Below are 11777 nucleotides of genomic sequence, written 5' to 3'. Positions count from 1 at the left end.
ACCCCAACAGATCACAAAATGGCAAATACCATCACCCGGCACATCGCCCAGCAATTGTTTAAGCGGAAAGCAGCTCTTCTCATGCCGAATTCACTCACGAATTCTCGCCCGGTTATGCGCACCCGCTCGGGTGCGTTGCGGGTCAGCTGCGGGACTGCGCGAGGGCGCGTAGCTCGGCGTCGGTGTTGACGTTGGTCAGCGACCGCGACTCCGAGGTCACGATGCGCTGGGCGTCCGACGCATCCACCAGGGCGCGCATCTTGCGCTCGCCGGCGGCCACCAACGCGTCCACGCGGTCGGCCAGGTCGGTCCGGTACACCGCGGCAAGGTAGTGGTCCTGGCCGTCCCACGGCAGCACCACTTCCGCGCCGGTCTCCACCGCCCGACGGGCGAGATCGTCGATGAGTTCGACTGCCAGGAACGGCATGTCGACCGCGCAGACGAACGCGAGCCGCGCCCCGGCGTCGGCCGCCGCGCGCAGCGCCCGCCCCGTCGCCGGCAGCGGCCCCAGCCCACGCAGTTCGTCGCGCATCACCCGAGCCTGCAGTTCGGGGAGCGGCTGCCCCTGGGCGGCCATGACGAGCACCGGGTCGCAACGCTGTTGGAGGACGCCGACGACGTGCTCGACCATCGTGGTCGAGCCGGATCCAGCGGATGGCGGGATCGGGAGGTTGGCCTTGTCGCGGCCCATGCGTTGCGAGGCGCCGCCGGCCAGGACAACCCCGGCCAGGGAGATTGTTTCGCTCACGTCAGTCGACGGTCCAGGTGTCGCGGCCACGCAGCAATGATTGCAGAGCGGCGTCGTCGAACGGCTTCGAGGCCCGCGCGGCCTGCACCTGGGAGCGCGCCGCGTCGTCGTACGTGGGCCGGCTGACGTCCCGGAAGATGCCGAGCACAGTGTGATCGAGATTCTGATCGGACAGCCGGGACAGCGCGAACGCGTAGGCCGAGTCGTCGGTGTGCGCGTCGTGCACCATTATTTCGTCGACGGACACGTCGGCGGTCTTGGCGAACTCGAGGCCGAAGCCGGACTTCACCACGCAGTACTCGCCGTCGGCACCGAAGGTGATCGGCTCGCCGTGGCGGATGTTGATCACCCGCTCCTCGGCGCCTTCCTTGCGGAGCACGTCGAATGATCCGTCGTTGAAAATCGGGCAGTCCTGCAGGATTTCGACCACGGCGGCGCCGCGGTGCTCCGCGGCCGCGCGCAACACCTCGGTGAGCCCGTTGCGGTCGGAGTCCAGGGCGCGGCCGACGAACGTCGCCTCGGCACCCAGCGCAAGCGACACGGGGTTGAACGGGTGGTCCAGCGACCCCATGGGGGTCGACTTGGTGACCTTGCCGACCTCCGACGTGGGCGAGTACTGGCCCTTGGTCAACCCGTAGATCCTGTTGTTGAACAACAGGATCGTGATGTTGACGTTGCGGCGCAGCGCGTGGATCAGGTGGTTGCCACCGATCGACAGCGCGTCGCCGTCACCGGTGACCACCCACACCGACAGGTCCTCTCGGGCCAGGGCCAGACCGGTGGCGATCGCCGGTGCGCGGCCGTGGATGGAGTGGAAGCCGTAGGTCTCCAGGTAGTACGGGAAGCGGCTCGAGCAGCCGATGCCGCTGACGAACACGATGTTCTCGCGGCGCAGCCCGAGCTCGGGCAGGAAGTTGCGAATGGTGTTGAGGATGACGTAGTCACCGCAGCCGGGGCACCAGCGGACCTCTTGATCACTGGTGAAGTCCTTGCCCTTCTGCGGCTGGTCCGTGGTGGGCACGCCGTCGTTCTTCTTCAACCTCGGCGTCAGCCCGAGGTCGGTGCCCGCCAGATTTCCCATCAGGTCGGTCATTCGCTAGCTCCCGCTCCCACCGTTGCCGCCGCCATTCGGGCGACCATCGTCTTGTCTTGCTCGATTTCGGCCAGCGTGCCGCCGATCGCGGCGCGGATGACGCGCCCGATCTCGTCCGCCAGGAACGCGACACCCTGAACCTTGCTGACCGATTGCACGTCGACCAGGTACTTGCCGCGCAGCAACAGTGCCAGCTGGCCGAGGTTCATCTCCGGGCACACCACCATCGGGTAGCGCCGCAGCACCTCGCCCAGGTTCGCCGGGAACGGGTTCAGGTAGCGCAGGTGCGCGTGTGCCACCTTGACGCCCTTGCGCCGCGCGCGCCGACAGGCTTCACCGATCGGGCCGTACGAGCTGCCCCAGCCGATCAGCAGCAACTCGGCGTCCCCGGTCGGGTCGTCGACGTCGAGATCGGGAACCGTGATGCCGTCAATCTTGGCCTGCCGCAACCGAACCATCAGGTCGTGGTTGACCGGCTCGTAGGAGATGGCGCCCGAACCGTTCGCCGCTTCCAGGCCACCGATGCGGTGTTCCAGGCCGGGGGTTCCCGGAACGGCGAATTGGCGAGCGAGCGTCTCCGGGTCGCGGTTGTACGGCTGGAAGGGCTCGTCCGGCTTGGCGAAGGTGTGCTTGATCGGCTGCAGCGTGCCGACGTCCGGAATCCGCCATGGCTCCGAGCCATTGGCGATCGCGCCGTCAGACAACAGGATCACCGGCGTGTGGTATGAGACCGCGATCCGCACGGCCTCGATCGCGGTTTCGAAGCAGTCGGACGGCGAGCGCGGCGCCAGTACGGCTACCGGCGACTCCCCGTTGCGGCCGTACAACGCCTGCAGCAGGTCGGCCTGCTCGGTCTTGGTGGGCAGGCCCGTCGAGGGGCCGCCGCGCTGAACGTCGATGACCAGCAACGGCAATTCGGTCATCACCGCAAGGCCCAGCGCTTCGGACTTCAGCGAAATGCCGGGGCCGGACGTGCTCGTGACCCCGAGGGCACCGCCATACGAGGCGCCGATCGCGGCGCAGATGCCGCCGATCTCGTCCTCGGCCTGGAAGGTGATCACGTTGAAGTTCTTGTGCTTGGACAGTTCGTGCAGGATGTCCGACGCCGGCGTGATCGGGTAACTGCCGAGCACCACCTGAATGCCGGCCAATTGACCCGCGGCGACGATCCCGTAGGCCATCGCGGTGTTGCCCGAGATCTGCCGGTATTCGCCGGACGGCAGCGTCGCCCGCGAAACCTCGTAGGTGGTGCCGAACGCCTCGGTCGTCTCGCCGTAGTTCCAGCCCGCCTTGAGGGCCAACACGTTGGCTTCCGCGATGTCGGGCTTGCGGGCGAACTTCTCCCGGATGAACTTCTCGCTGGTCTCGATCGGGCGGCCGTACATCCACGACAGCAGGCCGAGGGCGAACATGTTCTTGGCGCGCTGGCCGTCCTTCTTCGACGCGCCGATCGCCTCCACGGCGCCGAGCGTCAGGGTGGTCATGGCGACGGAATGCACGACGTAGTCGGACAACTCGTCGGACTCGAGCGGATTCGTTACGTAACCCACCTTGGTCAAGTTGCGCTTGGTGAACTCGTCGGAGTTCGCGATCACCATGCCGCCGCGGGGCAGGTCGCCGAGGTTGGCCTTGAGCGCCGCCGGGTTCATCGCGACGAGCACGTCCGGGCGGTCACCGGCGGTCAGGATGTCGTAGTCGGCAATCTGGATCTGGAAGGAGGAGACCCCGGGCAGGGTCCCTGCGGGGGCACGGATTTCGGCGGGGTAGTTGGGCTGGGTCGCCAGGTCGTTACCGAAAAGCGCTGCCTCGGACGTGAACCGGTCGCCGGTGAGCTGCATGCCGTCGCCGGAGTCCCCGGCGAAGCGAATGACGACTTGTTCCAGGCGCTGACGGTCGGATCCGTTCCGGCGAGCGGCCCCTCCCCGGGACGACTCGTTGTGAGAATCAGACCCGGCTCCGCTGCCGTTCGGATCCACGTATCCGCCTTCCATTCGTTACCGGATAGGCACTTCGCTGGAGTTTTAGGTTACGCGCCAAAAGAGTGGCGTCCCGCGCCCTCAAGCTGTGTGTCACTGCAAGTACCAATTATGGCACTTCTCTAAGGGGTGTATGAGCGTCTCTGGTGCATTACAGATGAATGCTTCAGTGTAAAAAGCCGAAGTCAGGGCGGGAATGGTATGCCTCAGGTCAAAAACTGTGTTATTGGTCACGTCGGCGGGGCGCCGACACCGAGTTCCCTTGGCGCCGTTTCCGGCATCGCGACCAGGTACAAAATCAGGGCCGCCGCCGCGAGCGTTCCCAGGAAGGCGAAGGCGGCGTTGTAGCCGGCGGCCACCACGATCCAGCCCGCGACGAGGTTCGACACCGAGGCGCCGATCCCGGTCGCGGCGGTCACCGCGCCCAGGCTGACGTTGAACCGGCCGCTGCCGTGCGTGACGTCCTGGACTACGAGGGGAAACAGCGCCCCGAACACGCCGGCCCCGACGCCGTCCAGCAGTTGCACCCCGACCAACCAGTACGGGTTTGGCGACAGGGTGTAGAGGAATCCACGCGCGGCCAGGACCGCGAAACCGGTCAGGAAGATCGGCTTGCGTCCCCACGAATCGGCCTTGGCCCCGGCCAGATAGGCCACCGGCACCATGACCACCTGCGCGGCGACGATGCAGCCGGCCATCAGCGCCGTGCCGACGTCCCTGTTGTGCAGCGCCAGCAGCTGGCCTACCAGCGGCAGCATCGCCGCATTGGCGAAGTGGAAGGCGACGACGGTCGCGGCGAAGATCATCAGCCTGCGGTTGTGCAGCAATGCCGCCATCCGGGACGGCGTCTCGTGCGGGGCTCCCCGCACGTGGTCCATGCCCCGCGCGACGTCGTGGTCGATCGCGTCACCCGGAATCCTCAGCGCGGCAAGCACACTGGTGGCCGCCATGACCGCAAGCACCCAGAACACCACCACCGGCCCGAAAAAGTAGGCCAGACCGCCGGTGATGGCGGCGGCCGACGCGTTGCCCGCGTGGTTGAACGACTCGTTGCGCCCGATCCGGCGGGAGAAGAACCGGGGCCCCACGACGCCCAGCGTGATGGCGGCCAGCGCCGGGGCGAAGACCGAGCCGGCGATGCCGGTCACGGCTTGCAGCACCGAGATGGAGTACCGGCCGGGAAACAACGGCATGGCCAACGAACCGGCGGTGACGGTCAATGCGCCGCCGATGATCAGCGCCCGCTTGGCGGTGCTCCGGTCCACCAACGCGCCGGCCGGTGCCTGCGCGACGATCGCCCCGATCCCCCCGACCGCCATGACGAAGCCGATCGACGCCTGGTCCCAATGGTGAGCCAGCAGCAGATAAATCGAGAGATAGGGACCCAGCCCGTCACGCACGTCGGCGAGCAGGAAGTTGAGCAGGTCCAGCGCACGAGTAAGCCGGCGCGGTACGGGGCTGTCGGTCTCAGCGGCGGCCGGCATGGGGATCTAGTACCCAAATGCGCGGCCGGTCGACCGCAAGGCGTTAGGCGCTCTTGTCGCGGCGCTCGGTGCGTGACGGCTTGCGCGGCACGATCGTCGGCAGCACGTTGTCCTGCACGGTCTCCTTGGTCACCACGACCTTGGCGACGTCGTCGCGGCTCGGGATGTCATACATCACCGGCAGCAGGACCTCTTCCATGATGGCCCGCAGGCCGCGGGCGCCGGTGCCGCGGTGGATGGCCTGATCGGCGATCGCCTCCAGCGCGTCGTCGGTGAACTCAAGCTCGACGCCGTCCATCTCGAACAGCCGGGTGTACTGCTTGACCAGAGCGTTCTTCGGTTCGGACAGGATCTTGACCAGCGATTCGCGGTCCAGGTTGGTCACCGAGGCAACCACCGGCAACCGCCCGATGAACTCTGGGATCAGGCCGAACTTGATCAAGTCTTCGGGCATGACCTCGGCGAAGTGGTCGGTGGTGTCGATCTCCGCCTTCGAGCGCACCTCGGCGCCGAAGCCCAGGCCGCGCTTGCCGACGCGTTCGTAGATGATCTTCTCCAGGCCGGCGAACGCCCCAGCGACGATGAACAGCACGTTGGTCGTGTCGATCTGGATGAACTCCTGGTGCGGGTGCTTGCGGCCGCCCTGCGGGGGCACCGACGCCTGCGTGCCCTCCAGGATCTTCAGCAGCGCCTGCTGCACGCCCTCACCGGAGACGTCGCGGGTGATCGACGGGTTCTCGCTCTTGCGGGCGATCTTGTCCACCTCGTCGATGTAGATGATGCCGGTTTCGGCCCGCTTGACGTCGTAGTCGGCGGCCTGAATGAGTTTGAGCAGAATGTTTTCCACGTCCTCACCGACGTATCCGGCTTCGGTCAGCGCGGTGGCGTCGGCGATGGCGAACGGCACATTGAGCATCTTGGCGAGCGTCTGGGCCAGGTAGGTCTTGCCGCAGCCGGTGGGGCCGAGCATCAGGATGTTGGACTTGGTCAGCTCGACCGGCTCGTGCCGGGAGTCACGACCCTTCTCCCCCGCCTGGATCCGCTTGTAGTGGTTGTAGACGGCGACGGCCAGCGTCCGCTTGGCGGTGTCCTGCCCAATGACATAGCCCTCCAAGAACTCCCGGATTTCGACGGGCTTGGGCAGTTCGTCGAGTTTGACGTCGTCGGCGTCGGCGAGCTCCTCTTCGATGATCTCGTTGCAGAGGTCGATGCACTCATCGCAGATGTACACACCGGGACCAGCAATGAGCTTCTTGACCTGCTTTTGGCTCTTCCCGCAGAACGAGCACTTCAGCAGGTCACCGCCGTCTCCGATGCGCGCCATGGTGCTGAGGGCCTACTTCCTTTTCGCCGTTCGTCTAGCTGTGCCGCATGTATCCCCCGACGCTACCCGCTAGATCGGGCCCGACGCGACCATTAGGGCCGAATCGCGTCGGTGGTATTCATGCGTGTTCGTCTTGATGAAACATATAGCCAGACGGCGCCCGTCACTCGCGAAAGACGCGCTTTGCGTGTCTTTGGCGTGTCGCGGTCGTTACCCGACCGAGGCTGGTGCGCCGACCGATTCCCACTTCCGCTGGAGATGCCGGCCCCGGCGAAGCCCGGGCAGATCCCCAAGAAATCACCCTACAGTGGCCGGGTGGGATTGGCTCTGATCAGCGGATCGGTAGTGATCAGCGATGGTGGCTTGGCCACGGAGCTGCAGGCGCGCGGTCACGACCTCTCCGACGCATTGTGGTCGGCGAGGTTGTTGGCGGACGATCCCCGCGAGATCGTCGCCGTGCACGCCGGCTATTACCGGGCCGGCGCCGCGATCGCGACGACGGCGAGCTATCAGGCGTCGTTCGAGGGCTTCGCGTCCCGCGGGATCGACCGGGACGAGGCCGCCGAGCTGCTGCGCCGCAGCGTCGACCTGGCGAAGACCGCCCGTGACGAGGTGGGCGCCGGCGGGCTGCTCGTCGCCGCCTCGGTCGGGCCGTACGGCGCGACGCTGGCCGACGGATCGGAATACCGGGGGCGCTACGGGCTGTCGGTGGCGGCTTTGCGGCGATGGCACCGGCCCCGGCTGGAAGTGCTGGCCGACTCGGGCGCCGACCTGTTGGCGTGCGAGACCGTGCCCGACGTCGACGAGGCCGAGGCACTGGTCGACCTGGTCGCCTCGGTCGGCGCGCCGTCCTGGCTGAGCTACACCATCGATGGCACCAGGACCCGGGCCGGCCAACCGCTGGCGGAGGCGTTCGCGGTCGCCGCCGGGGTGCCGGAGATCGTCGCGGTCGGTGTCAACTGCTGTGCACCCGCGGACGTCCTGCCCGCGATCGAGATCGCCACGGCGGCGGCCGCCAAGCCGGTGATCGTCTACCCGAACAGCGGCGAGCGTTGGGACGGACGGGGCTGGGCGGGGCCGCGGACCTTCTCCGCGGCGCTCGCCACGCAATGGCTTGCGGCCGGGACGAGCATCATCGGTGGCTGCTGCCGGGTCGGGCCGGCCGACATCGCCGAGGTTCGCCGAGCGTGCTCTGAGGGCGGTAAATCGGCTGAAATCTCGCCATGAGAGCACGTTCGCCGAGGAGACTTAGGCGGTCTGCGCGGAGAGCTTCCGGTACTCCAGCACGGTGTCGATGATCCCGTAGTCCTTGGCCTCTTCGGCGGTCAGGATCTTGTCGCGGTCGGTGTCCTTGCGGACCGTCGCGGCGTCCTTGCCGGTGTGGCGGGCCAGCGTGGTCTCCATCAGCGTGCGCATCCGCTCGATCTCGGCGGCCTGGATCTCCAGGTCGGAGAACTGGCCCTGGATCACACCCTGAAGCGACGGCTGGTGGATCAACACCCGAGCGTTGGGCAGCGCCATCCGCTTGCCGGGAGTCCCCGCGGCCAGCAGCACCGCCGCGGCCGAGGCGGCCTGGCCCAGGCACACCGTCTGAATGTCGGCGCGCACGTACTGCATGGTGTCGTAGATCGCCATCAGCGAGGTGAAGCCCCCGCCGGGCGAGTTGATGTACATGGTGATGTCGCGGTCGGGGTCCAGCGACTCCAACACGAGCAGCTGCGCCATGATGTCGTTCGCCGAAGCGTCGTCGACCTGGACGCCGAGGAAGATGATGCGCTCCTCGAACAGCTTGTTGTACGGGTTGGACTCTTTGACGCCGAAGCTCGAGTGCTCGATGAACGACGGCAGGATGTAGCGCGCCTGCGGCTGGATGGGGTGCTGGGTGCTCACTGGGCTTCTCCGTTGGTGATGTGGCTGGCGCGGGTGATGATGTGGTCGACGAATCCGTATTCGAGGGCCTCCTGGGCGGTGAACCAGCGGTCGCGGTCGGAATCGGCCTCGATGCGTTCGATCGTCTGCCCGGTGAATTCGGCGTTCAGCCGGAACATTTCCTTCTTGATGACGTGGAACTGCTCGGCCTGGATGGCGATGTCGGCCGCGCTGCCCGTCACCCCGCCCAGGGGCTGGTGCATCAGGATGCGCGCGTGCGGAAGCGCGTAGCGCTTGCCCTTGGTGCCGGCCGCGAGGAGGAACTCGCCCATCGAGGCCGCCATGCCCATCGCATAGGTGGCGATGTCGCAAGGAGCCAGCACCATGGTGTCGTAGATCGCCATGCCGGCGCTGATCGATCCGCCCGGCGAGTTGATGTACAGCGAGATGTCCTTGTCGGCGTCCTCGGCGGCGAGCAACAGGATCTGCGCGCACAGCCGGTTGGCGACCTCGTCGTTCACCTCCGAACCCAGGAAGATGATGCGCTCGGAGAGCAAGCGCTCATAGACCGAGTCCGTGAGGTTGAGCCCCTGCGAGGGCGAACGCATGTCAGACACGACTGGGTTACCTGCTTTCTCGAGTTCTTCTATTCACCGACACTAACCAACCTGGCCCACTGTTTCGCGCCCACGCTCCCCCTCAATCGGGCGCTTTCGCTCACAGCGTCAAGACCCGGTCACTCCGCCTCGTCGTCGGAGCCTTCGGTTTCCAACGCCTCGTCGGCGTCCTCGGCCTCCTCCGCCTCGCCGGCCGGCTCAGCTGCGTCGGCCTCCGAACGCTTCCCGAAGAACTCGTCGGTGTCGATGGTGTCGCCCTTGGTGTCGGTGACCGTCGCCGCGCGCACCACTTCGGCGATGGCCAGCCCGCGGCGCACGTCGGCGAACATCGCCGGCAGCTGGTTGTTCTCATGCAGGTAGCCCAGCAACTGCTGCGGCTCGATGCCGTACTGCCGAGACGTCGCCACCAACCGCTCGGTCAGGTCGTCCTGGCCCACCTGCACCTCGAGCTCGTCGGCCAGCGCGTCCAGCAGAAGCTGCCTGCGGACGTCGGTCTCCGCCGCGGTGCGCGTCTCGCTCTCGAACTCTTCGCGCGTCTTGCCCTGGCCCGCGAGCGCCTCGTCCAGCCTGGCATCGTCGTGGTCGAGGCCGTGCAACGCGCCGTGAATCGTGCTGTCGTATTGCGCCTGCACGATCGCCTCGGGAAGCGGCACGTCGACCTGCTCGAGGAGCGTGTCCAGAGCGGCGTTGCGGATCTCGTCGGCCTGCTGGGCGCGCTTCACCCGTGCGACCTGGTCGCGCAGGTTGGAACGCAGCTCCTCGATGGTGTCGAACTCGCTCGCCAATTGGGCGAACTCGTCGTCGGGCTCGGGGAGCTCGCGCTGCTTGATCGACTTGACGGTGACCGTCACCTGGGCGTCCTGCCCGGCGTGCTCGCCGGCCGCCAGCTGCGCGGTGAACTCCCGGGACTCGTCCACCGAGAGACCGATCAGCGCGTCGTCGAGACCCGCGATCAGCCGGCCCGAACCCACCTCGTGGGACAGGCCCTCCGCGGACGCCCCCGGCACCTCTTCGCCGTCGATGGTGGCCGACAGGTCGATCGAGACGAAATCGCCGTCGGCGACGGGCCGGTCGACCCCGGTCAGGGTGCCGAAGCGGGCGCGCAGCGACTCCAATTCGGCGTCGACGTCGTCGTCACTGACCTCGACCGGATCCACCGAGATGGTCAGCGCGCTCAGGTCGGGAAGCTCGATCTTCGGGCGGACGTCGACCTCGGCGGTGAACGCCAGCTCCTGGCCGTACTCCTTCTTGGTGACCTCGATCTCGGGCTGGCCGAGGGGCTGCACTTCCGATTCCACGACGGCTTGCCCGTACCGCGCGGGCAACGCCTCGTTGACGACCTGGTCGAGCAGCGCCTCGCGGCCGAACCGGGCCTCCAGCAACTTCGCCGGCGCCTTGCCGGGGCGGAAGCCGGGCAGGCGCACCTGCTTGGCCAGCTCCCGGTAGGCGCGCTGGAAGTCGGGCTCGAGTTCGGCGAACGGCACCTCCACGTTGATGCGGACCCGGGTGGGGCTCAGCTGCTCGACGGTGCTCTTCACGGGGGCGCTCCTCGGTGGTCGTTCCTGGCGTTCGGTGGCCGTGTGCATGCGGCAGTGGTCGTGCTGGTCGGGGTGACAGGATTTGAACCTGCGGCCTTCCGCTCCCAAAGCGGATGCGCTACCAAGCTGCGCTACACCCCGCGCTGACCTCGATGATCCTAAGGCCCCGTAGGGCCGGGTTGGCCACAGGCTTCGCGACGACGTCGCAGACCCTCACGGAGCGATCACAAGACCGCGTCGATTAGATTTGATCTTCGTCGACAGCTACAGTCACGCTCGACTAACACATGCGGGCGTAGCTCAATGGTAGAGCCCTAGTCTTCCAAACTAGCTACGCGGGTTCGATTCCCGTCGCCCGCTCTGGATTAAGGATCTGCTCCTAAGAAAGGCGCCATGAGCGACCTCGAAACGGCCGCGGCAATCCAGGGGTCGTGCGCGCCGGAATTCGTTGGAGTGCGCCACGCGTTCGAGCGGAATTTCACAGTCGGTGATGAAGTCGGCGCGGCCGTCGCCGTGTGGGTCGACGGCACGCTCGTCGTCAATCTGTGGGGCGGCTGGGCCGACGCCGCCCACACGCGACGCTGGCGGCAGGACACCCTGACCACGGTGTTGTCCGGCACCAAGGGTCTGTCGGCCACCTGCGTCCACCAGCTGGCCGACCGCGGCGAACTGGACCTGCAGGCCCCGGTGGCCCACTACTGGCCCGAGTTCGGGCAGGCGGGCAAACAGGACATCACGCTGGCGATGGTGATGAGCCATCGCTCGGGCGTGATCGGCCCCCGCACCCGCCTGCGCTGGGAGGACGTCGCCGACTGGGACTTCGTCTGCGCACAGCTGGCCGCCGCCGAACCGTATTGGGAGCCCGGCACCGCCCAGGGCTACCACATGACCACCTTCGGCTTCATCCTCGGCGAGGTCTTCCGGCGGGTCACCGGACGCACGATCGGCCAATACCTGCGTACGGAGATCGCCGAACCGTTCGGCGCCGACGTCCATATCGGGTTGTCGCTGGCCGAACAACGGCGCTGCGCCGAACGCGTCAACAAGCCGCACGCCCGCGACCTGCTGGCCGATGCGCAGGCGCCCGGCTACCCGACGAGCCTCACCGAGCACCCCAAGGCCGCCCTG

Annotated in this window: 10 protein-coding genes and 2 tRNA genes; 3 read left to right on the top strand and 9 right to left on the bottom strand. The window is 67.1% G+C overall.

Annotated elements, in window-relative coordinates; translation table 11 throughout:
- Positions 1-142: 142 nt before the first annotated feature.
- From mobA to clpX, 5 genes are all read right to left on the bottom strand, one after another.
- Entirely contained in the window at positions 143-748 is a 606-nt protein-coding gene (mobA, locus tag A9X03_RS18270; protein ID WP_067749520.1) for a molybdenum cofactor guanylyltransferase, read from the bottom strand.
- Position 749: 1 nt separating this feature from the next.
- Positions 750-1841, bottom strand: coding sequence for a 2-oxoacid:ferredoxin oxidoreductase subunit beta (locus tag A9X03_RS18265; protein ID WP_067749518.1), 1092 nt, complete (start codon positions 1839-1841; stop codon positions 750-752).
- Positions 1838-3817, bottom strand: a complete 1980-nt coding sequence (locus tag A9X03_RS18260; RefSeq protein ID WP_156669927.1) for a 2-oxoacid:acceptor oxidoreductase subunit alpha — start codon at positions 3815-3817, stop codon at positions 1838-1840. The genes A9X03_RS18265 and A9X03_RS18260 overlap by 4 nt, the downstream gene beginning before the upstream one ends.
- Positions 3818-4047: 230 nt before the next feature.
- Entirely contained in the window at positions 4048-5301 is a 1254-nt protein-coding gene (locus A9X03_RS18255; protein ID WP_067749514.1) for an MFS transporter, read from the bottom strand.
- A gap of 43 nt (positions 5302-5344) precedes the next feature.
- Positions 5345-6625, bottom strand: a complete 1281-nt coding sequence (clpX, locus tag A9X03_RS18250) for an ATP-dependent Clp protease ATP-binding subunit ClpX (protein ID WP_055400128.1) — start codon at positions 6623-6625, stop codon at positions 5345-5347.
- Between the two features lie 321 nt (positions 6626-6946).
- On the opposite strand from clpX, the gene mmuM reads away from it, so the two are divergent.
- On the top strand, positions 6947-7852 hold the full coding sequence (mmuM, locus tag A9X03_RS18245; RefSeq protein WP_197498929.1) for a homocysteine S-methyltransferase: 906 nt from the start codon (positions 6947-6949) through the stop codon (positions 7850-7852).
- Between the two features lie 21 nt (positions 7853-7873).
- Here mmuM and clpP2 read toward each other — a convergent pair whose 3' ends face one another.
- The 4 genes from clpP2 to A9X03_RS18225 form a co-directional block, all read right to left on the bottom strand.
- Positions 7874-8515 carry an ATP-dependent CLP protease proteolytic subunit ClpP2 gene (gene clpP2, locus A9X03_RS18240; RefSeq protein WP_067275408.1) on the bottom strand — a complete coding sequence of 214 codons (642 nt, stop codon included), beginning with the start codon at positions 8513-8515 and terminating at the stop codon, positions 7874-7876.
- Positions 8512-9102, bottom strand: a complete 591-nt coding sequence (clpP1, locus tag A9X03_RS18235) for an ATP-dependent CLP protease proteolytic subunit ClpP1 (RefSeq protein ID WP_067749511.1) — start codon at positions 9100-9102, stop codon at positions 8512-8514. Before clpP1 ends, clpP2 begins: the two co-directional genes overlap by 4 nt.
- 128 nt (positions 9103-9230) lie before the next feature.
- A complete protein-coding gene (tig, locus tag A9X03_RS18230) occupies positions 9231-10649 on the bottom strand; it encodes a trigger factor (protein ID WP_068262264.1) in 1419 nt (472 codons plus the stop codon).
- Between the two features lie 64 nt (positions 10650-10713).
- A tRNA-Pro gene (locus A9X03_RS18225) sits at positions 10714-10790 on the bottom strand.
- 148 nt (positions 10791-10938) lie between these two features.
- On the opposite strand from A9X03_RS18225, the gene A9X03_RS18220 reads away from it, so the two are divergent.
- Both A9X03_RS18220 and A9X03_RS18215 read left to right on the top strand, forming a co-directional pair.
- Positions 10939-11009, top strand: a tRNA-Gly gene (locus A9X03_RS18220).
- Between the two features lie 33 nt (positions 11010-11042).
- Positions 11043-11777, top strand: a 735-nt coding sequence (locus A9X03_RS18215) for a serine hydrolase domain-containing protein (RefSeq protein WP_156736461.1), incomplete at its 3' end; no start/stop codon positions are given.

The sequence above is a fragment of the Mycobacterium sp. E1715 genome, from assembly GCF_001667625.1.
In the GTDB taxonomy this organism is placed as follows: domain Bacteria; phylum Actinomycetota; class Actinomycetes; order Mycobacteriales; family Mycobacteriaceae; genus Mycobacterium.
Note: the sequence above shows the minus strand (reverse complement) of the source record. Positions and strands in the feature narration are given on the sequence as shown.

What these genes read in the sequence shown, in the direction of transcription:
- A9X03_RS18265 (WP_067749518.1), bottom strand. Translation starts at nt 1,841, where the DNA reads ATGACCGACCTGATGGGAAATCTGGCGGGCACCGACCTCGGGCTGACG.
- A9X03_RS18255 (WP_067749514.1), bottom strand. Translation starts at nt 5,301, where the DNA reads ATGCCGGCCGCCGCTGAGACCGACAGCCCCGTACCGCGCCGGCTTACT.
- clpX (WP_055400128.1), bottom strand. Translation starts at nt 6,625, where the DNA reads ATGGCGCGCATCGGAGACGGCGGTGACCTGCTGAAGTGCTCGTTCTGC.
- clpP1 (WP_067749511.1), bottom strand. Translation starts at nt 9,102, where the DNA reads ATGCGTTCGCCCTCGCAGGGGCTCAACCTCACGGACTCGGTCTATGAG.